General features: G+C 64.2%; 23 protein-coding genes. 11 read left to right on the plus strand and 12 right to left on the minus strand.

Going from position 1 to position 25,766, the window contains the following annotated elements; all coding sequences use genetic code 11:
• Positions 1-81 precede the first annotated feature (81 nt).
• From AC6CHY_RS13760 to AC6CHY_RS13790, 7 genes are all read left to right on the plus strand, one after another.
• On the plus strand, positions 82-2,037 hold the full coding sequence (locus AC6CHY_RS13760) for a helix-turn-helix transcriptional regulator (protein ID WP_217388019.1): 1,956 nt from the start codon (positions 82-84) through the stop codon (positions 2,035-2,037).
• Positions 2,038-2,039: 2 nt separating this feature from the next.
• A complete protein-coding gene (locus AC6CHY_RS13765; protein ID WP_217388018.1) occupies positions 2,040-2,399 on the plus strand; it encodes a hypothetical protein in 360 nt (119 codons plus the stop codon).
• Positions 2,400-2,434: 35 nt separating this feature from the next.
• A complete protein-coding gene (gene tatA, locus AC6CHY_RS13770; protein WP_217388017.1) occupies positions 2,435-2,659 on the plus strand; it encodes a Sec-independent protein translocase subunit TatA in 225 nt (74 codons plus the stop codon).
• Positions 2,660-2,665: 6 nt separating this feature from the next.
• Positions 2,666-3,502, plus strand: coding sequence for a twin-arginine translocase subunit TatC (tatC, locus tag AC6CHY_RS13775; RefSeq protein ID WP_498227089.1), 837 nt, complete (start codon positions 2,666-2,668; stop codon positions 3,500-3,502).
• Positions 3,503-3,571: 69 nt separating this feature from the next.
• Positions 3,572-6,373 (plus strand): DEAD/DEAH box helicase, encoded by a 2,802-nt coding sequence (locus AC6CHY_RS13780; RefSeq protein WP_217388286.1) that lies wholly within the window; start codon positions 3,572-3,574, stop codon positions 6,371-6,373.
• A gap of 90 nt (positions 6,374-6,463) precedes the next feature.
• Complete coding sequence (locus AC6CHY_RS13785) at positions 6,464-8,083, plus strand: amidohydrolase (protein ID WP_498227090.1); 1,620 nt, start codon at positions 6,464-6,466, stop codon at positions 8,081-8,083.
• A 531-nt stretch (positions 8,084-8,614) separates the two neighbouring features.
• Positions 8,615-9,343, plus strand: a complete 729-nt coding sequence (locus AC6CHY_RS13790; RefSeq protein WP_498227091.1) for a polyprenol monophosphomannose synthase — start codon at positions 8,615-8,617, stop codon at positions 9,341-9,343.
• Between the two features lie 92 nt (positions 9,344-9,435).
• On the opposite strand, the gene AC6CHY_RS13795 is transcribed toward AC6CHY_RS13790, so the two are convergent.
• The 9 genes from AC6CHY_RS13795 to AC6CHY_RS13835 form a co-directional block, all read right to left on the minus strand.
• Positions 9,436-9,795, minus strand: a complete 360-nt coding sequence (locus AC6CHY_RS13795; RefSeq protein WP_217388015.1) for an RNA polymerase-binding protein RbpA — start codon at positions 9,793-9,795, stop codon at positions 9,436-9,438.
• A gap of 180 nt (positions 9,796-9,975) precedes the next feature.
• Positions 9,976-10,908 (minus strand): SPFH domain-containing protein, encoded by a 933-nt coding sequence (locus tag AC6CHY_RS13800; protein WP_217388014.1) that lies wholly within the window; start codon positions 10,906-10,908, stop codon positions 9,976-9,978.
• 59 nt (positions 10,909-10,967) lie between these two features.
• Positions 10,968-11,405: an NfeD family protein gene (locus tag AC6CHY_RS13805; protein ID WP_418888829.1), complete on the minus strand. Its 438-nt coding sequence runs from the start codon at positions 11,403-11,405 to the stop codon at positions 10,968-10,970.
• Between the two features lie 190 nt (positions 11,406-11,595).
• On the minus strand, positions 11,596-12,456 hold the full coding sequence (locus AC6CHY_RS13810) for a methyltransferase domain-containing protein (RefSeq protein ID WP_498227092.1): 861 nt from the start codon (positions 12,454-12,456) through the stop codon (positions 11,596-11,598).
• Positions 12,457-12,634: 178 nt separating this feature from the next.
• Positions 12,635-13,300: a peptide deformylase gene (locus AC6CHY_RS13815; RefSeq protein ID WP_498227093.1), complete on the minus strand. Its 666-nt coding sequence runs from the start codon at positions 13,298-13,300 to the stop codon at positions 12,635-12,637.
• Entirely contained in the window at positions 13,297-14,505 is a 1,209-nt protein-coding gene (gene zapE / locus AC6CHY_RS13820) for a cell division protein ZapE (RefSeq protein ID WP_498227094.1), read from the minus strand. The genes AC6CHY_RS13815 and zapE overlap by 4 nt, the downstream gene beginning before the upstream one ends.
• A 1,121-nt stretch (positions 14,506-15,626) precedes the next feature.
• Positions 15,627-15,788, minus strand: coding sequence for a hypothetical protein (locus AC6CHY_RS13825; protein ID WP_217388009.1), 162 nt, complete (start codon positions 15,786-15,788; stop codon positions 15,627-15,629).
• A gap of 664 nt (positions 15,789-16,452) precedes the next feature.
• A complete protein-coding gene (locus AC6CHY_RS13830) occupies positions 16,453-17,016 on the minus strand; it encodes a GNAT family N-acetyltransferase (protein ID WP_217388008.1) in 564 nt (187 codons plus the stop codon).
• A 124-nt stretch (positions 17,017-17,140) separates the two neighbouring features.
• Positions 17,141-17,947: an NAD(P)H-binding protein gene (locus AC6CHY_RS13835; protein ID WP_217388007.1), complete on the minus strand. Its 807-nt coding sequence runs from the start codon at positions 17,945-17,947 to the stop codon at positions 17,141-17,143.
• Between the two features lie 96 nt (positions 17,948-18,043).
• Between AC6CHY_RS13835 and AC6CHY_RS13840 the strand changes: the two genes are divergently transcribed.
• On the plus strand, positions 18,044-18,442 hold the full coding sequence (locus tag AC6CHY_RS13840) for a winged helix-turn-helix transcriptional regulator (protein WP_217388284.1): 399 nt from the start codon (positions 18,044-18,046) through the stop codon (positions 18,440-18,442).
• A 339-nt stretch (positions 18,443-18,781) separates the two neighbouring features.
• Here the strand turns inward: AC6CHY_RS13840 and AC6CHY_RS13845 are convergent, their stop codons facing one another.
• The 3 genes from AC6CHY_RS13845 to merA form a co-directional block, all read right to left on the minus strand.
• Entirely contained in the window at positions 18,782-19,354 is a 573-nt protein-coding gene (locus AC6CHY_RS13845; protein WP_217388006.1) for a hypothetical protein, read from the minus strand.
• A gap of 250 nt (positions 19,355-19,604) precedes the next feature.
• A complete protein-coding gene (locus AC6CHY_RS13850; protein ID WP_047118360.1) occupies positions 19,605-20,198 on the minus strand; it encodes a recombinase family protein in 594 nt (197 codons plus the stop codon).
• 256 nt (positions 20,199-20,454) lie between these two features.
• Positions 20,455-21,885, minus strand: a complete 1,431-nt coding sequence (gene merA, locus AC6CHY_RS13855) for a mercury(II) reductase (protein WP_217388005.1) — start codon at positions 21,883-21,885, stop codon at positions 20,455-20,457.
• A gap of 106 nt (positions 21,886-21,991) precedes the next feature.
• Here merA and AC6CHY_RS13860 point away from each other — a divergent pair, with 106 nt between their 5' ends.
• The 3 genes from AC6CHY_RS13860 (at position 21,992) to AC6CHY_RS13870 (ending at position 25,742) form a co-directional block, all read left to right on the plus strand.
• Positions 21,992-22,381, plus strand: coding sequence for a heavy metal-responsive transcriptional regulator (locus tag AC6CHY_RS13860; RefSeq protein ID WP_047118362.1), 390 nt, complete (start codon positions 21,992-21,994; stop codon positions 22,379-22,381).
• Positions 22,382-23,055: 674 nt separating this feature from the next.
• A complete protein-coding gene (locus AC6CHY_RS13865) occupies positions 23,056-25,194 on the plus strand; it encodes a heavy metal translocating P-type ATPase (protein ID WP_254455849.1) in 2,139 nt (712 codons plus the stop codon).
• Positions 25,195-25,283: 89 nt separating this feature from the next.
• Positions 25,284-25,742, plus strand: coding sequence for a hypothetical protein (locus AC6CHY_RS13870; RefSeq protein WP_217388004.1), 459 nt, complete (start codon positions 25,284-25,286; stop codon positions 25,740-25,742).
• Positions 25,743-25,766 lie beyond the last annotated feature (24 nt).

Here is a 25,766-nt window from a genome sequence, read left to right on the forward strand (position 1 = left end):
AAACAGGGAGAACGCGGCCAAAGCCTGTTAACGCGGCGTTGCATTGGCCCGGCCTTGGCGCCACGGGGTAATCTTGCGAGCGTGGCTCAAAATAACCCCGGTGGTCCTTCCCGTGCCGAGAAACTCGTCAGTCTCACCTATGCGTTGATCAACACCCCGCATGGATATTCCAAGCGTGAACTGCGCAAGATCGTCGATGACTACCAGTCGCTGAGCGACGCCGCCTTCGACCGGAAGTTCGACAGGGACAAGAAGGACCTGCGTGAAATGGGCGTCCCGGTCAAGACCCTTGGCACAGGCTCCGAGGAACGCTACCTGATCGCCCCGGACAGCTACCGGCTGCCCGAAGTGAGCTTCACGACCGAGGAAGCCGCGGTGCTGGGACTCGCGGCGCAGCTGTGGAAGGACACCGACCTGGAATCCTCCGCCACCCGGGCCACCGGCCGGCTCTCGGCCGGACTGGAGGACACCGGCCGCGGGGTGAGGTTCACCGAGTACGTCCCGCGCCTGCATGCCGCCGGCCCGGCGTTCGCTGCCTGCCTCGAGGCGGTCTGGGCACACCAGGTGCTCACCTTCGACTACCTCGACGCCCAGGGCCGCGCCAGCGCGCGGACCGTGGACGCCTGGGGGATCGGTTCGCGCTTCGGCAACTGGTACCTGGTGGGCCTCGACCATGATCGCAACGACGTGCGGATGTTCCGCCTGACCCGCATCCTTAGCGACATCCGCACCGGCCAGCCCCACTCCTCGCGTCCTGCCGGGTTCTCCATGGCGGAGACCCTGGGCCGGCTGGATCCGGACATTGCCGGAGAGCAAGCACGGATCTCGGTGGCCAAGGATTCGGGATGGGCACTGCGCTCCCGGGCCGAATCCATTACCCCGGGCGATGACCACGACGTACTCGTGCTGCAATTCCACGACCTGATGGGGCTGGCGGCCGATGTGGCGAAACTGGGGGCGGCGGCCCGCGTGCTGGAGCCGGCACCCCTGGCAACGGCGGTGCGCCACCGCCTGGAGGGCGCATTGGCGGCGCAACAGGCCACTGTTCCCGACTTCAAACTCAGCAAGCGCCGCAATGCAGGGCGCCCGCCGTCCACCGAGGCCGTGGCCCGAAACCTCGACATCATTTCCTACGTGGCCAAGTTCGGTTCACCCACCGTTGACCAAACGGCCACCCACTTCGGGTTGACTGAAAAGCAGCTTTTGGCCCACCTGCAGACGATCATGATGTGCGGGGTGCCAAACGGGCTGCCGGATGAACTGATCGACGTGGAATGGGAGGCGGGAACCATCAGCATCAACAACGCCGAGGCCCTGAATTCCCCCATCCGTCTCAGCCTGACGGAGGCCGCCACGATGCTGGCTGGCCTGGCATCGCTGCGCGGGCTCCCGGACTTTGAACATGCGGCGGCGGTCGACTCGGCCTACGGCAAGCTGCAGGCCGCTGCGGTGGGCTTCGAGGGCCTCGAATCGGTGCTGTCCATCTCGCTGCGCTCAACCGAGGAAAACGACATCTACTCAACCCTGGTGCGGGCGATCCGCGAGCACCAGGTGGTCGAGCTGGACTACTACAGCGCCTCCAGCGACGCGGTGGGCGTCAGGCAGGTCGAGCCCATCCGGCTCGTCGAGAATGCCGGCCGACAGTATCTGCGTGCGTTCTCGGTGCCCAACAACGAAATCCGGAGTTTCCGCATCGACCGAATCCAGGCGGCGGCCCTCAGCGGGCATGGCTTCACCCTCGATCCGCACCGGCACGATGACCATGAAGATATTCTGTTCACCCCCAGCGCCACCGACGAGCTCGTTGTCCTGGGGTTCGGGCCGCGCTTGGCTTCGCTGGTGGATGAATATGCCCCGGAACAGTGGGCCAAGGGCTCCGAGGAGAACATCGCCGAGATCCGGATGACCTCCACGGCCACCCTTCCGGGGATGGTCGCGTACCACGGCGGCGACCTGCGGGTCATCGCACCTGACTCCTTGCGCAGCGACGTCGAGTCCTGGCTCCGTGCGGCAGTGACGACCCGGGAGGTGAAGTAGCGATGTTGCCTTGGTGGTTTTGGCTGTTGCTGTGGGTGGTGCTCGCGCTGGGCGCGCTATTGTTCCTTGTCCTGGCCGGAATTCGGCTCTTCCGCGGCTTCATGGCCTTGGCCAGCGAAGCCGGCGATGCCATGGACCGGGTGGGTTCCTCGATGGATGCGGATCCCGAGCCGCGCACGTACCCCGAGATCTTGGAACGGACCCCCTCGGGGGTCGCAGCACTGTTCCAGGACCCGGAGGATGCCCGTGCGGCGCGTGATGCAGGGAAATTGCGTCGTTCGGCCGCCAGGCGCGAGGCGCGTATTGAACGCAAAACGCGTCGCGGACAAGCGCAACGCGTGGGCGACCTCGAACTGTTCTAACTGTAGACTTAACACGATTGAAAGGTAGGTTCCCCATGGGTGGAATCCAAGGATGGCATCTGGTCATCATCGTAATTTTGGCACTGCTTCTCTTCGGTGCCCCGAAGCTTCCCGGTCTGGCGCGCTCCGTGGGCCAGTCACTGCGTATCTTCAAGTCCGAGGTCCGTCAGATGAAGGACGATGAGAAGGCTCCCGCGGCAGGCGATGAAACCGTCGAGGGCAACATCGTTGATCCCGACCGTCGTGAGAACAACGCCTAGTCCTTCGTGAGCGAACAAGTAGTGAACTCCAAAAAGGGGCGGAAGGACAATCCCGAGGGCCGCATGGCCTTGAAGGCACACCTGGTGGAGGCCAGGAACCGTCTCTTCATTTCGCTGATCGCCCTGGTCTTGGGAACGGTCGGGGGATTCTTCCTCTACGACGAGGTCCTTGGCCTGATCATCGCCCCGGTGCGCGCATACGGTGGAGAAGTCAACTTCACCTCCGTCATGGCGCCCTTCGACATCATGCTCAAGACCTCGTTGCTCTTGGGGCTGGTGTTCTCGGCGCCGATCTGGATCTATCAGCTATGGGCCTTCATAGTCCCGGGGTTGAAGAAGAAGGAACGCAATACGGCCATCGGGTTCGCCGCGGCGGCGGCCCCGCTCTTCATTCTGGGCGTCGGCATGGCCTACTGGGTATTGCCGCATGCCTTGAAGTTCTTTATCTCGCTGACCCCGGAAAACGCCCAGTCCTGGCTGACGACCGACACGTACCTGCCGTTCGTGTTCCGGCTTCTGATCGCCTTCGGGCTGGCCATGCTGGCACCGGTCCTGATGGTCGGGTTGAATTTGGTCGGTGTGCTGAAGGCCAGGTTGATCCTGCGCCATTGGCGCATCACGGTCTTCCTGATTGCCCTCGTGGCCGCCATGGCGGCCCCGGGCGGCGATGCAATCACCATGTTTGCCCTGGCCGGACCGTTGTTCGTGACCTTTGCGACGGCAACACTTATTTGCCACCTGAATGACCGCAAGCGCGACAAGAAGCGGGCCCAGCTTGAGGCCGAGAACGCCGCCACTGCCGGCGAGGGATCCGAGCTTCCCGATTCGCCGGATCTTCCATAGGATGCCCCGTGTCCGGTGTACGGACACGGGCGCACCTACAACCCTCCTGAAAGGGGTCGCAGCGTGAGCATGCCGGCCGAGCGATTTGACGCAGCCAAGGAACAAGACCAGGAGAGCGAATCCGGGCTTGCCGAGTTCCGTGCCAGCCTGGGTTTCGACCTTGATCCGTTCCAGGAGGAAGCATGCCGGGCCGTGGCGTCCGGTTCCGGGGTTCTAGTGGCAGCCCCCACCGGTGCAGGCAAGACGGTGGTGGGCGAGTTCGCCATTTTCCAGGCGCTCCGCTCCGGCCGCAAGGCCTTCTACACCACCCCCATCAAGGCGCTGAGCAACCAAAAATACAGCGACCTTGTGGCCACCTACGGCGCCGAACGCGTGGGGCTGCTCACCGGCGACATGACCATCAACGGCGAGGCCGAGATCGTGGTGATGACCACCGAGGTCCTGCGCAACATGCTGTACGCAGACTCGGACACGCTGGATTCACTGGGCTACGTCGTGATGGACGAGGTCCACTACCTGGCGGACAAGTTCCGCGGCGCGGTGTGGGAAGAGGTCATCATCCACCTGCGCGAGGATGTCCAGGTCATCTCGCTTTCCGCCACGGTCTCCAACGCCGAGGAATTCGGCGGCTGGCTCGACGCCGTGCGGGGGGATACCCGCATCATCGTTTCCGAGCACCGTCCCATCCCGCTCTACCAGCACGTCATGGTCGGCGGCCGGCTCCTTGACCTGTTCGCCGAGGACGTGTCCTTCGACCAGGTCGCGGACGCCCCGGAGCGCGTGGCCGAGGTCAACCCCGAGCTCTCCAAGATGGCCCACCGCAGCCTGACCGGTTCCCGGGGTCGCGTCCAGCGCGGACGTGGACGCCGCGGGGGAGGCGGAGGGACCTGGGGGGAGAAGCGCGAGCAACTGGGCACCCGCGTCTCCCGGCCGGACATGATCATGGCGCTTGACCATGCCGGATTGCTGCCTTCCCTGGTGTTCGTCTTCTCGCGCAACGGCTGCGACGCCGCCGTTGCCCAGTGCGTTCGTTCGGGCCTCGCCCTGACCACCATTGCCGAGGCCACGGAAATCGAACAGACCATCGACATGGTCGCCCACAAGCTGCCGCCGGACGACCTGGAGGTGCTGGGCTTCTGGCCGTGGCGCGAGGGACTCATGCGCGGGTTCGCCGCCCACCATGCCGGGCTGCTGCCGATCTTCAAGGAAGTCGTCGAGGACCTCTTTGTCCGCGGACTGGTCAAGGCCGTCTTCGCGACCGAGACGCTGGCCCTGGGCGTCAACATGCCGGCCAGGTCTGTCGTCATGGAAAAGCTGGAGAAGTTCAACGGCGAATCGCACGTGTCGGTCACGGCGGGGGAGTACACCCAGCTGACCGGACGTGCGGGACGCCGGGGAATCGACGTCGAGGGCCACGCGGTGGTGTTGTGGCAACAGGACACCGACCCCGCGGCGATTGCCGGGCTGGCCTCCAAGCGGACCTACCCGTTGAATTCCAGTTTCCGCCCCACCTACAACATGTCCCTCAACCTGACCTCGCAATTCGGCCGGGAACGGGCACGCGGCATCCTGGAAACCTCCTTCGCCCAGTTCCAGGCCGACCGTTCCGTGGTCGGCATGGCACGCCAGGTGCGCTCCCGCGAGGAGTCGCTTGCCGGCTACGCCAAATCGATGACCTGCCACCTGGGGGACTTCGGCGAATACGCCTCCTTGCGCGAGCAGCTGTCTGCGGCGGAAAAGGACGCGTCAAAAACCGTGTCGCGGCTGCGCCGCTCGGCGGCGACCGAATCCCTGGAAACCCTGGCGCGCGGGGACATCATCGAAATCCACGGCGCCCGCAAGCTGGGCCGCTGCGTGGTCATCGAGCTGGACAATTCGTGGCACGACCCGCGCCCCACGGTGCTGACCGAGGACAAGCACATCCGGCGCGTCGGCGTCCAGGACCTCAACGGCCCCGTCGAGGTCATTTCCCGGATCCGGATCCCCAAGGGGTTCACGGGCCGCAGCCCCAAGGAGCGCAGGGACCTGGCAGCATCGCTGCACAACGCGCTGGCCGAGTCCCGCCCGCCCCGGGACGATGTCCCCGGTTTCAACTTCACCGGCAGCGACGAGCAGGAAGCACGCATCACGGCGTTGCGCGCCGCGCTCAAGGCCCACCCCTGCCACGGGTGCCCCGAACGCGAGGACCATGCGCGCTGGGGCGAGCGCCATGCGAAGCTGCTGCGCGACACCAACAAGCTGCGGTCCCAGATCAGCGGCCGCACCAACACCATTTCGAAGACCTTCGACAAGGTCGCCAAGGTGCTCGAGGACTTCGAGTACCTCGTGCCCGCCTCGAACGACATGGGCCAGGCCCAAATCACCGAGGCGGGGCAGCGGCTGCGGCGCATCTACGGCGAACGCGACCTGCTGACCTCCCTGGTCATGGAAACCGGGGCCATGAACGAGATGACCGCCGAGGAGCTTGCCGGATTCATCTCTGCCCTCGTGTTCCAGGCGCGCCGCGAGGACCACGGTCCGGATCCGCGCATGCCCACCGCGAAGGTTCAGATCGCCTGGGAAACCTCGGTGAACCTGTGGTCGCGCCTCTCGGACGCGGAGGCCAACGCCGGCCTGCCCGAGACCGCGGCACCTGACTCCGGGCTGATCTGGCCGATCTACAAGTGGGCCCGGGGTTCGGACCTGCGCGAGTGCCTCCGCGGCACCGACCTGGCCGGCGGCGATTTTGTCCGCTGGGCCAAACAGGTCATCGACGTGCTGGACCAACTGGCCAAGATCCCTGACCTGAACACCGGACTGGCCCGTTCCTGCAACCAGGCGGTGCAAAGGATCCGCCGCGGGGTTGTCGCTTATTCAAACGTTGTCGACTGATTCCCGCCACGGCGGGACCCGGCCCGGCACCGGCAGGATTGAAGGACGCCGACACCTGCGGCGTGCTTGAGAAAAAGTAAAGGTAAACAATTGTCTCTTGAGATGTACCGCAACGGCTCCGTCTATTCCCCGGCCGACCCCTTTGCCACCGCAATGCTCGTCGAAGACGGCACGGTGGCCTGGATCGGCACCGAGGCCGCGGCAGGCGCCTTGCTTGACGCACGAATGACCGAGATCGATTTGCAAGGTGCGCTCATCACCCCGGCATTCGTCGACTCGCATGTGCACCTGTCCTCGCTCGGTGCCCGGCTCAAGGGCCTGGACCTGAGTGCGGCCCGCAGCGCCGCGGAGCTGCTCGAGGCAGTTGCGGCGGCCGCGGCAACCACCGGCGGGGCCATTCTGGGAGCCGGGTGGGACGAGTCCGCCTTCGGCACCGGCACCGTGCCCACCGCCGAACAGCTGCAACAGGCCGCCCCCGACCGCGAGGTCTACCTGGCGCGAGTCGACGTCCACTCGGCCCTCATCAGCCCCCGGCTCGCCCAGCGGGTCGGCATCGCGGAAGGCCCCGAATACTCCGATGGCCTCGTCCGCGGGAGTGCACATGCACGTGTCAGGGCAGCGGTCCTCGCCGGCGATCCGGCAGCGGACACCGAAAACCGCGATCTCGCGCTGCAGCACCTGGCGGCCACCGGCCACGGGACCGTGGTGGAGATGGCCGCCGAGCACATCTCCGGGCGCGCGGACCTCGAGTCGCTGCTGGCCCGCACGGACGAAGAGAAGGCCACCACTCCGGAGGTCTACGCCTACTGGGGCCAGGCCGTGGGCACCGAGGACGAGGCCAGGGCACTCCTGGCCTCCTTCAACTCCTCCGCGGTGGTGGGGCTGGGCGGGGACCTGAACATCGACGGGTCCATCGGTTCCCGCACCGCCTTGCTGCGCGGCGACTACGCCGACGCCGCGGGGGAGCGGGGCACTGCCTACCTGGACGTGGAGACCATTGGCGCCCACGTCGCCGCCTGTTCGCTGGCCGGCATCCAGGCCTCCTTCCATGTCATCGGGGACGCCGGGCTGGACTTGGCGCTTGAGGGCTTTGCCCGGGCCGCCGAATCCGTGGGCCTGGCAAAGGTCCAGGCCGGCAGGCACCGCCTGGAACACGTGGAGATGGTCGACGAGGCGGCTCGGGCCCAAATGCTGGCCTTCGGGCTGACCGCCTCGATGCAACCCGGCTTCGATGCCGCCTGGGGTGGAGTAGGCGGTCTCTACGAGCGCCGGCTGGGAGGCTCCCGCGCCGCAGCGATGAATGGCGTGGGACAGTTCCTGGCTGCGGGCGTGCCAGTCGTGGTGGGTTCCGATGCGCCGGTCACCTCGGTGAGCCCGTGGAGCACCGTCAAGGCTTGCCTGGAGCTCAGCGATCCACAGGCACGCGTTTCGGCCAGGGCCGCCTTCATGGCGCACACCCGTTCGGGCTTCCGCGCCCTTGGCGCACCGAACCCGATGGCCGGCCAACTGGTCAACGGGGCCGAAGCCACGTTCGCGATCTGGGACGCCGCCGAACTGTCGGTGCAGACACCGGATCTCCGTGTTTCCTCCTGGAGCACCGACGCCCGTGCCGGCACCCCCATGCTGCCGGTCCTGGAAGACGAATTGCCCAAATGCCTGCGAACGGTGCGTGCCGGGCACGTACTCTTCGATGCGCTCGGCGTTTCCTAGAATCATCTTTGCCGCTGGCTGGGGATCAGACGATTCCGGTTTTTGCAAGGGTTAAAACGAAGTATTGCCAGTTGATTTGTTTATTTTCCGGCAAAGTGCGCCAGCCCGCGATTTATCGGTTGACTTGAGTAGTTTGATGAAGCCGGTGGTCCGGAAACGGTTGACAGTTAAAAACTGGACGGTAGGCTGGAACCAATGTCTGATCCTTCGATCCGGCTTACCGGCATTCCGGTGCGCATGAACAAATCGACCCCGTAGGCACTAGATAACACCCTTCCCGCCGCATGCCGTTGGGAGGGGACGGACCGAAGCCCGCGGGGTCGATCTGTGCCCGCGGGCAATGCGAAATGGTCTTGCGCATCACACGGCGAGGGTCCGGGTTTCGCGAGGGCGGTTGCGTATAATTGAGCACTGACCCCCACCCGATCCCTGAAACCAGTCGCAGCGGGTTCCCGCCTAGCGGCACGTTGGTACTCGGCCCCTTGCGGCCCTCTTCCGCGGATCATTCCATCAGCAGAAAGGGACTGCCGCGTGCGCGTAGTCACGATCATTCCGACTTACAACGAGCTTGAATCGCTTCCCATCACCGTGGGCCGTTTGCGTGCCGCAGTGCCCGATTCGGATGTCTTGATTGTTGACGACAATTCCCCCGACGGCACCGGCGACCTTGCCGAAAAGATGGCGGCAGACGACAAGGCCATCCACGTCATGCACCGCACCGGCAAGGCCGGCCTGGGCGCCGCCTACCTGGCGGGCTTCCGCTGGGCCCTGGACGCCGGCTACGACGTGCTCGTGGAAATGGATGCGGACGGATCCCACAAGCCCGAACAGCTTCCACTGCTGCTTGCCGAGATCCCCAAGGGCGCGGACCTGGTCATCGGTTCCCGCTGGGTCAAGGGCGGCTCGGTCGTCAACTGGCCGCTGCACCGCAAGATGATTTCGCGCGTGGGCAGCTTCTACTCGCGCACCATGCTCGGGGTGAACCTGCGAGACATCACCGCCGGCTACCGCGCCTTCCGCCGCGAAACCCTCGAAGCCCTGGATTTCAACGCCGTCGAATCCGTGGGCTACGGCTTCCAGGTCGACATGACCTTCCGCGTGGCCCAAATGGGCAAGAAGATCGTGGAGGTTCCGATCACGTTCGTGGAACGCGAACTTGGCGTCTCGAAGATGAGCGGAAACATCGTCGTCGAGGCCATGCTCAACGTGACCAAGTGGGGCCTGAGCGCCCGCTGGAAGAAGCTCACGAACCGCAAGTAGCCTCCCGGATGCCGTGATGGGCATCCCCAAATGGCGAGGGCCCGAATGGAATAATCCATTCGGGCCCTCGCCATCTGTGAATCCAGGGGTCGTTATCCCTTGAGTGCCGCCTGGGCCGCACCACGGGTGGTGCGCAACTTGTCCAGGCGGTCCTTCAGGATCGTTTCCAGCTCATCAACGGAGCGGCGCTCGAGGAGCATGTCCCAGTGGGTACGCACCGGCTTCTCGTTGGATTCCTCCGGCTCTGCCTCGCCATTGACCAGCTTGGCAAGCTTGCCGGTCTTGGAGGTCCAGGTCGCCGGGATATCTGCCTCGGCGGCAAAAATCACGAACACCTGCTCGCCGTCTTCGCAACGATATTCAACGCGCTGGCGCGCTGCTGGCTCGACGCCAGCCTCAGTTTCCATGCTCTGTGCGCCAAGGCGCATTCCTCGCAGGCTGCGATCGCTCATATTGTCTCCCTACTGCGATTACATACGGGTTCGGCTACCGATTTAAACGTCCCGGTCCAGCTTATAATTCCCGCGGGGCGCAAGTCTCGAAGTATCCATTATACGGCCCCGACGCGGCTTCGGGCGGGCGCCCTCGGTTGTGAGGTCGCCCGCCCGAGGATTCCCGGCCCGGATGGCTCGTTACATCAGGGTGCTGCTCGTGCTTTCGGGCTTGTCGTCGCCCGCGCCCTCGGTGAAGTTGCCCAGCGCTCCGCCGATGCCCTTCAGCGCCTCGCCGACCTCGCTGGGGATGATCCACAGCTTGTTGGAGGAGCCTTCGGCAATCTTCGGCAGGGTCTGGAGGTACTGGTAGGCCAGCAGCTTCTGGTCGGGCTTTCCGGCGTGGATCGCGTCGAAGACCTTCTGGATAGCCTGTGCCTCGCCGTCGGCGCGCAGGATCGATGCCTTGGCATCGCCCTCGGCCTTCAGGATGGAGGCCTGGCGCTGGCCCTCCGCGGTCAGGATGGCGGACTGCTTGGTGCCCTCGGCCGTGAGGATCGCGGCACGGCGGTCACGCTCGGCGCGCATCTGCTTCTCCATGGAATCCTGGATCGACAGCGGCGGATCGATGGCCTTGAGCTCCACGCGCGAAACACGGATGCCCCACTTGCCGGTGGCCTCGTCGAGGACCCCGCGCAGCTGGCCGTTGATCTGGTCGCGGCTGGTGAGCGCCTCCTCGAGGTTCAACCCGCCGACCACGTTACGCAGCGTGGTCGTGGTCAGCTGCTCCACGGCCTGGATGTAGTTGGCGATTTCATAGGTGGCCGCACGCGGCTCGGTGATCTGGAAGTACACCACGGTGTCGATGGAGACCACCAGGTTGTCCTCGGTGATCACCGGCTGCGGCGGGAAGCTCACAACCTGTTCGCGGAGGTCCAGCATGGGGAGCAAGCGATCGACAAACGGGATCAAGATCGTCAGCCCGGGAAGCAGGGTGCGGTGGTACTTGCCCAGCCGCTCCACGATTCCGGCCCGCGCCTGCGGCACGATGCGCACGGAGCGCAAGAGCACGATGATCACGAAGATTGCCAGTACTACCAGGACGACCGTAAGGCCAAGACCCGATGTTTGCATCTCTTCTCTCTTTCGTTGGGGCGCCCCGTCCGGAGCACCGAAAAACATTCCTAAGGTCCTTAGTCCAGGCCCAGCATCTTGGTACGCAACGTGATGTAGGCGGTCGCCCCGTCAATGCGGACCACGGAACCGTAGGTCCCCGGCTGGAGGGCCACCTCGTCCTCGGTGCGCGCCGACCAGGTTTCCCCGCCGATCTTGGCCCGCCCGTTCATCCTGGAAGTGGGTTCCAGCACCAGCGCGTCTTCGCCAATGAGCCGATCGACATTGGTGCGCAGCGCCTCCGGGTCCTTGCGCAGGTGCTGCAGCGCGATGGGTCGGACCAACATGATCATGAGCAGGGAGACGACGGAGAAGACCACGACCTGCAACCAGAATTCGCCACCCAGCAGGGCGACCCCCACGCCACCGAGGGCGCCGACGCCCAGCATGATGAAGTACAGGTCAAGGGAGATCATTTCGATGATGGCCAACAAGAGGAAGAGCGCGAGCCAGACCACCCAAGCATTGTCTAAAAGCCACACATACATGTTTACCCCTCAAGTCCGGATGCGTTGGATGCAAACCAACCTCGTAGCTTCCATTTTGCCTGATCGGGGGGCCAAATTGAATCAGCACAAGGGAGGATGTTCACTCGCCGGACACTCATCATTGCGATGCCGGCCCACATGCCCTCGGCCCTTGCGCGGGCTACCGGTTCCGGCGGAATTCCTGGATGCGGAATGCCGCGGTGATAAGCATGGTGCCTCCCGCTGCGGCCAGCCGGCCGCGCAGCTCCCCGGGATCCAGGTGGTGGCCGGCCGGGCCCATCATTGCCAATTCGAAGGCCGCGGCCGCATCAAGCACCAACGGTATCCGCACCTCCTCAGTGGCGCTGAGCGTGAAGCCGTCGCCCATGGAGGCCACGACACCGGCCGCCTTGTCCGGGGCGATGGCCAGCAGCCCCAACAGCTCGGCGCCCTCGGCCAGGTGCCCGGGCAGCGGGGTAACGACCAGCGCCGTGCCGCCCGGGCGCAGCACGCGGGCAAATTCCGAGCCGTTGTGCGGGGAGAAGATGTTCAGCAGCACGTCAAACGATTCGTCTTCCAGGGGGAGCTCGCGCCACAGGTCCCATACCAGCGCCAGGGTCCGAGGAACCTTTGCCGCTCGTCGCATGGCATACCGGGAAATGTCCAGGGCGACGGCGCTGGCCGCGGCGTACTCGGGCAGGGCCTGCAGTACCTGGTTGAGGTAGTAGCCGGTCCCGGCGCCGGCATCGAGAATCCGCGGGTCTTCGTTTCCACGCAAGGCCGCGCGGGCCCGGTGGCCCAGGGCCTCGGCCAGTGACTCGTAGTGTCCGGCGTCCAGGAAGGCGGCCCGGGCCGCGACCATCTGGGCACCGTCTTCCCGGAAGTTTGTGCCTTTGCCCGCGAGCAGGTTGAAGTAGCCTTGCTTCGCGGCGTCAAAGGCGTGCCCGGCATCGCAGCCCAGCCGCGATGGCCTGCCCGGCTGGGCCTGCAGGTGCAACGCCAGCCGGCATACGGGACAGCGAAGGCCGTCGTCCGGATTCATGTACTGCTCCAATGGTGTCGTTGCTGCGGTGGGTGGCGGTGTGCCGTGGCCTGCTGACCACTGTAGCGGCGCCGGGGTCCTGCCCTGCCATGCCGGCGATCCCCGCCACCGGGCCTGAGCCAGCATTGCGCGTCGGCCGGGGGATCTGCGGCCCGGGCGTGGCGGGTAAGCTTCCTGCCTAGAACCCGAGACCCGCCCGGGCACCGGCGATCCCCGGGTTGGCCCAGCGCGGGTATTCGTGGTTGGCGCACAACGACCGGGTCAGGGCCTTGTCGATGTACACGATGCCGTCAAGGTGGTCGGTCTCGTGCTGGAAGATCCGGGCCTGCCACCCGGAGAAGTGGCGTTCGACGGCCGCGCCGTGGGCGTCACGGAAGGAGGTGGCGATGTCGGCGGGACGATCCACCACCCCCTGGTAGCCGTTGAAGGACAGGCAGCCCTCATAGAAGCTTGCCATCCGATCGCCGGCGGGACGATAGCGGGGGTTGATGATTTCCAGATATTCCAGCGGCTCGCGTTCGCGCGCTGCGGCGATCTCAGGGGCGGATTCGTAGAGGTCCTGCAGCACGGCGATGCGCAGGGGGATGCCCAGCTGCGGGGCGGCGAGGCCGACGCCCGGGGCATCGATCATCACGGCGCGCATGGTGTCCAGGAAGGCGCGCAGCGCCGCGGGGTCCAGCTGGTCGGTGAACTCGGCGGCCGGCATGCGCAACACCGGGTGTCCCAGCTGCACGATGGAGGGCAGCTGACCCGACTCATGCAGCCGGACGATCCGGTTCACCTCGGTCCGGATCGTTTCGGGGGACCAGGCACCGGGAAATGTCGATTCGTCGTGCGGGCTCATGCGTTTGCACCTTCCAGGTACGTGGTTCGTCCCGCGGATTCTCCGGTGCCGGAGTCCAGGGCATTGATCCGGCTGCGCAGCCGGGCTGCCTCGAGTTCGGGCAGGTGGCCGAAGGAATCGGTGAAGCCCTCTTCGACGAACAGGTCCAGGCGGATCTGGTGTTCGTAGAGCACATCGATGACGTTGGCCAGGCGGCGCAATCCGAAGGGGGACATCCGCCCGGAACCTGGGACGCCGGAAATGATCCAGTGGTCGTACTCGCGCACCAGCACTAGGTAGTCCAGGGTGGAGGTCAGGGATTCGCAAAGGTCCGCGAAGCCGAACCAGATCTGCCGGCCGGAGATGCGAAGGGCCTGGATCTCCTGGCTGGTCGGCCTCAGCCGCACGGCGTCGCCGGAGCGCGGCTCCGTAAGCCCCAGACGAAGCAGCTGGACGGAGTCCGGTGATCGCAGCAGTTTTCCGCTGCTGAAGCCGGAACGCCCGCCCTCCTGGCGTTCGATGGTCCTGTAGTCGCGGTTTGCATCGAGCTCGTGCACGGTCATCTGCTCTCGGATGGTGGTGATTGTCGGCAGGACCAGGTGGTGATAGTACTCGTCCGACAGCAGTTCCTCGGGCGGGTAGTTTGAGGTGGTAACCAGCAGGATTCCGCGGTCCATGACGTATTTGACGGTTCGCGCCAACAACATGGCGTCGCCGGGATCATTGCAGTGGAATTCGTCGAAACACAGCACCTGCACGTCTCCGAGCATCGTTTCGATCGATTCCTCGATGGCACTGGTGCGGGCCTCCACGCGATCGGCGCGGCCGCGAGTTTCCCCGACGGAATCGGGGTCGTCGATTTGCGCCAGGGCAAGGGTGGTGGCCTTGTGGGCCGTGGCGTGCAGGTCTCGGAAGAAATCGTGGAAATGGACCCGCAGCTTGCGCTCGGCGGGAAGCGCATCAAAGAAGGCTCCAAGCAGCCAGGTCTTGCCGCGGCCCGGCGGCCCCCAGAGGTAGACGTGGTTTTTCCCGGGGGAGCGGTGCAGGGGAGCCAAGTGAGCACCGGCACTGCTGGTTAGCAGGTCGATGGTCTCGAGCTGCATGGCATCGAGTTCCAGGTGCTCGCTGGTCGCGCGTGCGCCGACGGCGTGCTGCATGGCGTCACGCATGTGAAGGGCTGCGCCGCGCAGGTTTGAACGCCGGGTTGGCGACTTTGGGTATGGCATACCATCGAGTTTCCCTGAATAACTATGCAAGTGCCAAAACGTGCCGCCGGGTAGTTATGTCAAGTGTTTAGTATCCTGAGCCAAAGCCGTCGGGAGATCGGCCGTTGTGGGAAAACGCGCAGATACCTCAGGGTTACTCCGGTATTTTTCGGGAACTCCGCGGCGGCGCCTGCGTCGTGGAAGCCCGAGCCGCCAGGCCGCGCCGAGACGAGCCGACAGCCAGGCGCCCGCGGGTGTAGCCGCTGGCCAATTCGGGTGTGCGCATGCATGATTGTGGGCAACATCGGATGGTCAGGAAAACCCGAGATTTCTCCACTTCCCCGACCATGGATAAACCGCCGATAATCTACATTATGTCAACTAGTGTTTCGAGAGCCCCTCTCGGACCGGTGCAACTCACAGCAGTGCCGATTCATCCCGGCTCATCTACGCTGAACACATCCCACGGCAAAATTGGGAGCCTGGCACCAGCGCACACTGTGTGGCTGCGAGCAAATACGGCTCGGATACGCCCACACTTCAAGCGTTGACAACAGCCTGGCCGTTTTCAGTTACGACCAGCTCACGTCATGTCTGTTCAGAAGGAACCGCTGCGGTGAGCGACCAACTTGGGCGACGCCGGATGGCAATCGCGGCGCAAACGCGAGCGACTCCTCATCTTCGACCACCGTCGGGAAGTAGTCGGCTTCTTTCTCGCAACCGCTCCAACACGATTCCAAAATCAAAGGAACCCTCTTTCTACGTTCCCGTCAACCTCACGAAATCCGCCGGCAGCCCCTGCATCGCGGTTAACGTTCGTCCCGACAACAACATCGACGATCACTACCAGAAAGTATTTTCCACCACGCAACAATCTGCGAATCTGGCTGCTGTGGCTGTGGCTGTCATAGAGTCGGGCCCCTCCCCCGCCCCCTCGTCGTCAACCTGTACTGGCTCGACAACTACAAGCCGTAAAGAAGACGGAATAGTTCATCGAGCTGATGCGCGACTGACCGTGTTGACTCCACATCGCGGCCCGAGATTCATGTCAACTGATCGCTCTCCACTTGACGGCCAGCCCTCGGATAGGATCCAGATCCCGACCTGCCCCATGGCACGATGGCCCATGGATGTGATCTGGATCATTTAAGCCAAAACCGGAAAACCAACCACTTCAGCGAGGTCGTGACTGTTCGGAAATCGGCATTACCTGGTGCCACCACACCAGCGTCATCACCCGTCGTGGACACAGGAAGCTTCATATGGTCTTCGAAGCCGCCAATCTCAGCAATTGAAGGTGGCATGAATATTTCCTGAACCACCGCTCAGTCGCGGGCGCATTTGTCGATCTGGCTGCAGCACTCCCCCAGCAGGCGAGCGGCCAAGCGCTCGTGGCCGCGGCACCGTATCCGTCAATGGGTTTGTCTCACAGCCGCGATCGCATCACCGTATTAGCATGCGTGTCGCATACTCGGCTGCTTTGGAATTCTTCCCTGGGGCGGGTTGGCCCCGAAATCACCGGTGGCTGAAAATCGCAAGGCGGCTTCCACCCACCTTGGCACTGAATGGAACAGGGTCGGGTTTCACGAAGCCCCGGATCCAACACAATTCTTCCGACCAAACCACGTGGATCGATGCTCCGCCGAAAAGCTAGAACCGTCTGCATTTCGTGCCCCGTTTAGCGCCCGCTCACCGGACATTTCACCGGACGGGGGTTACGGGACGGTCGACTTTCCTGTGAATCTAAGAAACTTCTAAAATCCAAGTCAGCCATGAGTGCGTTCCGGTAGCCCACCCCCTTGCGGAACGCTACAGAAGCCTTATCCGGACAGACCCCTTGCGGGACGATGCGACGGATTCGGTTACAAAGCAAAACTCGGCCTTGTTCCCTTTGCGAAACAGTGTGAACCGAGAGCCAATGCGTTTGGAGTTACGACATTTAGCGTTGAAAGCCACACGCTTGGATGACTAGGCCGTCCATGGAAGTTTGTGATGCAAGGTATGTAGGGTCACGGCTCCGCCGTAAATGGGAGAGGTGCCGAGCTCCGCAAAACCCCAGTGTCTATAAATCTCTCGGACCTGGGATGCCTGGCCGAAAACACCTAAGACAGCATCCTGTTCGATTCGGCTCGAGAGGAGTTCACGGATGCACTGTTTGGCTATCCCTCGACCTCGAAAGTTCTCGTCAACAGCTAGTTCCTGGACAATAACGGTTCTCGAAGGCGAAATTCCCGCGTCTATCGCTGGCAGCATCGTGTCTAGTCGTCGCAGCCAGGCATTGTCTTGGTCAAGCCTCTGAGATAACGCAAAGCCGACCAGATGTCCATTGTGTCTAGCCGCAACAAGTCGCCCACCAGGGCTAGCAAGTTTGTCGGGGCCCCATTGATCGATGCTTTGTAGTTCGTCTGGTGGTTCGTTGTAGGGAGGGGCTGCGAAACTCAAGACGAAGAGACTCGCGACCTCGGCCCAAACTTCGTCCGGGGCAACATGCTCGAACCGGAGGTAAGTAACTTCATCGTCGATCTCTTTCATAGTGGCTCAGTCTATGTCTTGTTTCCTCGGAAGCATGCTGGGCGAGGCGGTCCGGTGAGCGTTCCCCCAACGAACAAGACTCTCTCAATAGTTCGCTGTATTGGGAGAGTCTTCCCGTCTGTTCCTAATGCTGTTGAAGCATTGCTCCTGCAACCTGGACCGGGTCCGTCAGGGGCCGTGCAAGAAGCCCCTCCAGATCGTTGCCCGTCGTGGCCAGGAACCCGTTCGCGGCGGAGGAATAGATCGAGAGCAGCATGCTCGGCTGGAACGGCAGCAGTCCGCTGGTGTTAAGGGTTTTTCGTCGTGCCTCGAAGGATTCGGGTTGGTAGCGAAGGTCCTCATGCCGGGCAATTTCCTCGGCCGTGACTGCGCGGGAGCCCACCAAGTCATAGACCTGTCCGGCGTGGGCATCGGGGTTGCCAGCCACGACGGCGGCTGCCTCAGCAAGATCCTCCCGGGCCACGGCGGCGATACCACCGTGGCCAAGCGGGGCCGTGATGATTCCGCCGTCCGGTGCCATCAACGCCCCAAGGAGTTCGGCGTAGATCCCATTTCGCAGGATCGTCCAGCGCATTTCACTGCCCTGGATGCGGCGCTCGGTCCAACGATGTGCCAGCGCAAAGCCCAGGTGGTCACCCTCCGTGGCCACGCTCGTGTAAATGAGGTGCTGCACTCCGTCCCGCTCCGCAGCGGCCACAACACGTTCGTGGCGGGCAATCACCACGTCATCCTCGGCGTAGCCGGCAGACACCAACACCAGCGTGTCGATGCCGGCGAAGTCCAGGGTGCCGGGATCGTCAAAATCGACCAGCCGATCACTACCGCCTACAACAGGGCTGCGTGTGGCGCGAGTCACCGGCACATTGGCTGCTTTCAGGGATTCAACAATGGCACTGCTCAGCTGGCCTGAGGCCCCGGTAACTAAGATCATGAAACATTCCCGCCTATGGTTATGAAAAGTAACTATGATCATCATCAGTAACCAATGGGAAGCGCACAAGGAGGCACTTTGATGTCACAGGGGCACATGGAAGTAACCGCATCGCTGGAGCCATGCGGCAAGGCGGACTATCCGGACTGCGGCATCAGGGACGTGCTCACCCGTGTTGGGGACAAATGGTCAGTCCTGGTGATCGTCGAACTGGCCTCGGGTGTCCGTCGTTTCAGGGAACTGCAGCGCGCCATCGACGGTATCTCCCAACGCATGCTCACCCTCACCGTCCGGCGTCTGGAACGCGACGGGCTGGTAACCCGCACCGTCTACCCCACGGTGCCCGCGCAAGTCACCTACGAACTCACCGATCTGGGAGCGAGCCTCACCCACCTGGTCAAGCAGCTTGCGGACTGGTCCCTCACCCATCGGAGCGACATCGCAGCATCGCGGATCATCTACGACGCGACGAATCCGGACCATACAATCCACTAGCCTCCATCACGGGCTAACGGCAGGTAGCCCACACGCCCTACAACTGGGAGAACTACACCAGGATCATTCAGGCTTAAATCAATGCCATGCGGTAGCACATGAGATCGCTGCACCCTTAGATTTTCTAAGGATGCACCGATGTTTTGCGTTTGAGTTTGTCGGTTAGGGGCGTGTACCGGCTTCCATAGCGCGGCCCTTTTCCAGGTCGGCCACTTGGCATGATCGGCTCCCACTGCATGTGTCTTCAGGATCAATGGTTGCCGCCCGTGTTGATTCGCGCATGCTTTCAAAGCCGCGCACGGGACTGGTTCGGCCCCAGTGTTCACAAGGGTGCTCAGACTAGCAATTGCTGTTCGACGTGAGGTCCAGATTCCCTTGGGCCTCAAGATCCTCGCGTGTCACCGTTTCCTTTCGTCCGCCCCCGTCTGTAATGGCGACTACCTTCGAAAGATCCGGCCTATCCCGGTACAGCTCACAAATGAACCCGAAAGCGACCCATTCAAGATTGCTGAAATGCTCATTGAGTTCAATTGTGTCGATGGCACGGTCAACGATGAGGGTGATTTCCCCAGGCGCACTGGGCTTCCACGACTCGACATAGTAGCCAGGAAGAGTGATTCCGTCCGGGCACTTCGCTTTCTTGGCCTCGAGCCATGCTCCGCCGATTTCGTTGGCCCATGCTTCGGGCTCTGTAGTGGCCTCGGGCGATTTCCAGACTTCGCAGTTCCTGTCGAAGGCAGCTTCAGGGCGGCCTGCCGCCATGGCAGAGGCCTTCACGTCCTCCGGTGTCCGGGCCGTTACCGCCTCGGTCGGTGCGGGCGTGCTTGCTTCGGCATTAGTTGCCTCCGGGGTTGAATGAGAAGGTTCAACTGCGGCGGTGGTGCATCCAGCCAGGCCAATTATGCTGATCAATAATGCGGTGGAGAGCGCAGTCTTGGGGTCTGGGGAAGATCCTTACGGAAATTCACGCTAAGGACGGACCGGTATTGATTTCGTATGTGGATGTTGAAATTTGGCCTGTAGGACCATCGTTACAGCGGTTGGCGCTAAGCGTATGATCCTGGTCCCCAGCTGAGGGTGAAGTTAATGACGCTCGCGGAGGTTTTTCTCTTCGGACATGTGCCGTTCAGAATTTGACCGCACTCCGCAGAGAAATCAGCGATCACTGGCCCTTGACGGATCCGGAGTCTTGCCCGAGATGGCGGTAGAGCGTCGCGCGGCTCCACCCGACCAAGCGTGCTGCGTCCTCTGCGGTGCGTCCCCTCGCGCGGGCGTCCTTCGCGATCGCGAGCTTGTCCGCGATCACGGCCGGGTCCGAGAGCGGCCGGCCGAAACGGGTGCCCGATTGCCGGGCCGCGGCGATCCCTGCGTTGACGCGCTCAACGATCAGCTCACGCTCATACTCAGCCAAGGAAGCCAGCAGGTTCAGCATTATCCGCCCGGTCGAGGTCGCCGGGTCGATCCCGTCCGAAATAGACCGGACCTGCACACCGCGTTCGCGCAGCAGGTTCACGGTGTTCAGCACATCGATCAAGGAACGGCCGAGCCGGTCGACCCGCCAGACCACCACGGTGTCCCCGGCCTCGGCGTATTCCAGCAGCTTCTTCATCCCGGGCCGCTCGATCGCCGTCCTGCTGCCGGAGGTGACATCGGCGAACACATCCCGCTTTTGCACCCCGTCCTTGAGAAGCGCGTCGAGCTGCAACTGCGCATCCTGGCTCGAAGTACTCACACGCGTGTATCCCAAATGTCTCACATGGCCATTTTGTCTCAAAAACTCTTGGATGCCAACCTCGTAAGACGTTTTACGGCAAGACGACTTTTTGGAACAAACTGCCTCCCGGGACTTCAATGCGACCGATTGCCAAAGTTGGTGCAGTTCTTATGTCTCAAGACGCCTCGCGACCGTCAGCGGTTGGTCTGACCGCTTTCCCCTGTCGGTAGGTGCGCCACTGCGGTTGTAGTGCAGCGGACACCTGAGATTGAAGTCCTCTGCTTCAGGTGGGTTTCGCTTAGGCGCAGCAGGACAGTTTGGCGACGTCGGTGGTGAAGGCCTTGGCGACGATCCTGATGCCCTCGGCCATCGTCAGGTAGGGGCTCCAGGCGGCGGCGACCTGTGCGACTGTCATCCCCGCTTCGAGGATGTAGACGCCGGCGGCGGCCAGTTCCCCGGCGTCCCTGGCGACGGCGGAAATGCCCAGGATCCGTCCGGTGCCGAGCTCGGCGACGACCTTGATGAAGCCGCGGGTGTCGCGGTTGACCACGGCTCGCGGCACGTACTCCAGGGGCAGGACCCGGCACTCGCAGCGGATCCCGGCAGCGACGGCTTCCTTCTCCGTCATGCCGACCGACCCGATGGCGGGACTGGTGAAGGTGACCCGGGGCAGGTGCCGGTAGTCAACCTCGGCGACGGCGTCGGTGAACGCATTGTCCACGGCCAGGGCGCCGTGGGCCGCGGCGACGTAAACGAACTCCCGGTGTCCGGCCACGTCCCCGGCAGCCCAAATGCGCGGGTTGGACGTGGCCAGGCGGGAATCAATCACGATCTCGCCCGTGGCGCCGGTCTTCACGGCGACGGCGTCAAGATTCAACCCGTCGATGACGGGGCGTCGGCCTGTGGCCACCAGGAGCCGGGATGCCCGGAACGTTTCCCTGCCGCCGGCCACGGATGCCGAGACCAGGACCCCTCCGTTGGCGTGATCGCGCTCCACAGTCTCCGCGGAGGCCCGCCGGACCACCCGGATCCCCTCGTCGGCAAAAACTTCGGCCAATGCCTTGGATGCCTCCGGTTCCTCCTGCGAGGCCAGCCGGGAACGGACCAGCATGGTCACCCGGGAACCGAGCCGGGAGAAAAGCTGCGCCATTTCCAGGGCAACATAGCCCCCGCCCATGATCAGCATTGATTCGGGGACCTCGTCCAGTTCCATCGCCGTCGTCGAGGTCAGGTACCCTGTCTCGTCCAGTCCAGGGACGGGAGGCGTCCAGGGGGCGGAGCCGGTGGCCACGAGATAGTGGTCGGCCTCGATCGTTTTTTCGGCACCGTCCGGGGAGGCGACCCGGAGTCGGGGTTCGTCCTGGGTTCCGGTGAACGAGGCCTCCCCTTCGAGCATGGTCCACCCGTGGTCGGCGGCCAGTTCAATGTACTTTTCCGTTCGCATGCTTTCCACCAGCGCGGCCTTGCCCCGGATCAGGGCCGGCATGTCCACCGGGCCCGCCGAGGCCGCCACCCCGGGGAAGCGGGCCGCGTCCAACGCCACGTGACGTGCCTCCGCGGCGGCCAGGAGCGCCTTTGAGGGCACGCACCCGGTGTTCACGCACGTCCCGCCCACGGTGCCGCGCTCCACCATCACGACCCGCTTGCCCAGTCCGGTGGCCCGGATCGCGGCCGCAAACGCGCCGCCCCCGGAACCAACAATCGCCAAATCGAACTGTTCGTTGCTCATCAAGATACCTCTTCACTGTCGTTCAAGACTTCCCATGAACCATCATGAACCTTCCAGTACAATGGAAGGTCAAGTTGGGTGGCCACCGAAGGAGGAATCGGGGAACATGAGGATCGGACAGCTCGCGGAAGCAACAGGCACGACGACCAAGACCCTGCGGTTCTACGAGGAGTCGAGGCTACTCCCTCCCGCCGAGCGCCTGGCATCCGGCTATCGGGACTACGCCGAGGATGCCGTGGGGCAGGTCGCGTTCATCCACCGCGGACAGGCCGCCGGGCTGACCCTCGGCCAGATCCGCCAGATCCTGAAGATCCGCGAGCACGGCCAGACACCGTGCTCGCACGTCCAGGGCCTGCTCGGGCAGCGCCTCGGGGAACTCGATGCCCAGATCGCCGAACTCCTGGCCCTCCGGGAAACCATTTTCCAGCTCCACGAAAAGGCAAGCAAGCCGGAGCCGGATTCCTGCTCCGCCGACCAGGTCTGCCGCTACATCTGATCGATGTCCCACCCCGCTGGTTGCGGGTCGCGCGGCCGGGAATACCTGCCAGGCGTTAAAGGTGGGCGCCCATGGACCGCGCATCCCCACGAGGGCTTGGCGGCTTCATGGTCGCCCGTTGGACTGGCGCCGGGGCGGGCCGAAGCACCTTCCGAGGTTTGTGGCTACGACATTTAGCGTTGAAAACCACACGTTTCATCAGGCTTACGTCTGTTTGGGGTTTACCCTAACAAGTCATTTGAGGCCTAGCGCGCAATTTCACGTCGTTACTCCCGAAACCCCATACAGGGACCATCCGGAGGGACCTGACCTCGGCGGAACTGGCTGGTTACTGCCTGCACGCAACCGCTGCCGCCGCCGAAATGCCCTCCGAAGAAGCCGTGTGCCGGCTCGTCGGGGTCATCCTGGCGGGAATCCGGGACCCTTCCGGCGGATAGGCGCCCATCAGCCATCCAGCGGGCGGGCCGCCGCCCCATATTGCAGCCAGTGTCGGATATCGGCGAAACGGCCACCGTCACGGATATTGGCTCCGCGCGAGCCCCATACCCGGGTGCGCTCGACCTCTTGACACATACCCCATTGGGGTATAACTTCGGGGTATCGGATTCCGGTGCCCGGAGGATCCACTTCCGCCGAATCCCCGGACGCGGCGCCGCCGGGATTGAAGGAGAATCATGAACACCGGTCACCATCGCATGGACCCCGGGCCCATGCCCGTCGATCAGCAACAAGACCACCATCCTTTTGCCGGGCAGCCAGCGGGGGAACAACGCCCGCATGGGCATGCCCGCTCGAGTGCCGAGGATGACCATGTCGTCCACAACCATGGGCAGCATGCCGGGCACAGCACCGCCATGTTCAGGAGCAAGTTCTGGCTCAGCCTGGCCTTGAGCCTCCCCGTGGTCTATTTCAGCCCCATGGTCGGACACCTGCTGAGCTACCACATCCCCGTGTTCCCCGGCTCGTCCCTGATCCCCCCGGTGCTCGGCACCGTCATCTTCCTCTACGGGGGCGCCCCGTTCCTCAAGGGCGGCGCCAGCGAACTGAAAAACCGGCAGCCGGGAATGATGCTGCTGATCTCCCTGGCCATCACCGTCGCCTTCGCCGCCTCATGGACCACCACCCTGGGCATCGGCGGCTTCAACCTGGACTTCTGGTGGGAACTGTCGCTGCTGGTGGTCATCATGCTGCTGGGGCACTGGATCGAGATGCGCGCCCTGGGATCGGCCCGGGGCGCCCTGGATGCCCTGGCCGAACTGCTCCCGGACGAGGCCGAACGCATCACCGACACCGGCACCCAAACCGTGGCCCTGTCCGAACTGGCCGCCGGGGACATCCTGCTGGTCCGCTCCGGGGCGCGCCTTCCGGCCGACGGCGAAATCACCGAGGGCCGGGCGGAGCTGGATGAATCCATGATCACCGGTGAATCCCGGACCGTTCCCCGGGGCCCCGGCGACACCGTCATCGCCGGCACCGTGTCCACCGACAGCGCCCTGCGGGTGCGGGTCACCGCCATCGGTGCCGATACCGCGCTGGCCGGCATCCAACGGTTGGTCGCAGAAGCCCAGGCATCATCCTCCCGCGCCCAGGCCCTGGCCGACAGGGCCGCCGCGTTCCTGTTCTATTTCGCGCTCGGTGCCGGCATCCTCACCTTCATCATCTGGATGCTGCTGGGGAACCCCGACGAAGCGGTCATCCGCACGGTGACCGTGCTGGTCATCGCCTGCCCGCACGCCCTGGGACTGGCCATTCCGCTGGTCATCGCCATCTCCACCGAACAGGCGGCCCGCGCCGGGGTATTGATCAAGAACCGCATCGCCCTGGAGCGGATGCGCACCATCGACGTCGTGCTCTTCGACAAGACCGGCACCCTGACCAAGGGCCGGCCCGCCGTGACCGGATTCGCCGGCACCGAGAACGTGGAGGATCACCAGGTGCTGGCGCTGGCCGCCGCCGTCGAGGCCGACAGCGAGCACCCCTCCGCCCGGGCCATCGTCGAAGCGGCACGGTCCGGGGCCATGGCGGTGCCTCAGGCCACCGGGTTCGCATCACTGACCGGGCGCGGGGTCACCGCCGAGGTCGAGGACTCCACGATGGCCGTCGGCGGGCCGAACCTGATCGCCGAGGAACACCACGAAATCCCCGCGGCCCTGGCCGCACGCACCAAGCAGTGGGCCGACCGCGGCGCCTCGGTGCTCCACGTCATCCGGGACGGAGAGGTCATCGGCGCCATCGCACTGGAGGACGAGGTGCGCGAGGAGTCGCTCCAGGCGATCCGCGCCCTGCAGCACCGCGGCATCAAGGTCGCCATGATCACCGGCGACGCGGCACAGGTCGCCGAGGCCGTGGCCGCACAGCTGGGCATCGACGAGGTCTTCGCCCAGGTCCTGCCGCAGGACAAGGACAAGAAGGTCGCCGAGCTCCAGGGCCGGGGACTAAAGGTCGCCATGGTCGGCGACGGGGTCAACGACTCCCCCGCACTGGCACGGGCCGAGGTCGGCATCGCCATCGGCGCCGGCACCGACGTCGCGGTGGAATCGGCCGGGGTGGTCCTGGCCGGCAACGACCCGCGCGCAGTGCTCTCCATGGTCGATCTGTCCCGGGCCAGCTACCGCAAGATGATCCAGAACCTGGCTTGGGCCACGGGCTACAACATCATCGCCGTTCCCCTGGCCGCCGGGGCCCTGGCCTTCGCCGGAGTCGCCATCTCCCCGGCGGTGGCCGCGATCCTGATGTCCGTATCCACCATTGTGGTCGCCCTGAACGCGCAGCTGCTGCGCCGGCTCAGGCTCGACCCGACCACCAACCACTAAGCCCGACCACCATCCACCCACCCGGGACGCCGGGCCCCGGAACGCCCCGGTAAGCTGGAGGGCAGGCAATCGAGCGAAAGGCGGGAGACATGGGCATCGGCACACCGCTGCGTCGTCGTCCCGCTGCGTCTTTCCTCCCGCTGCCGGCCCTGCTGGGGCTGGTCCTGCTCATCCTGGGCCTGATGGGAATGCACACCATCACCGGCGCCCACGCCGGAACCTCCACGGCCGGCTCCGCGGTGGCGGCTACTGCGACCGGCGGGGACCACCACCATGCCGGTCCCGCGGACCACACCCACGATTCCTTGGTGTCATCCCCGGCGACTGTCTGGGCGGAGATGGAATGCCCCAGCTGCTGCGGGGACATACCGCAGGCCGCGGGCTGTGACCTGGCACCAGTGGCCGGCAGCATCTCCTGGCTTTTCCTCCCGGTGCTCCTGGTGCTTCCCGGCAGCCTGGGGTTGCGTGGCCCGCCGCCGGTCACCGGCGCCACCGATCACATCCCACCGACTCCTTCACTGATCGAACTGTCCATCAGTCGCACGTAAAACCTTGTCCCCGCCACATTGGTG

This window comes from Paeniglutamicibacter sp. GQ140 (assembly GCF_059759235.1).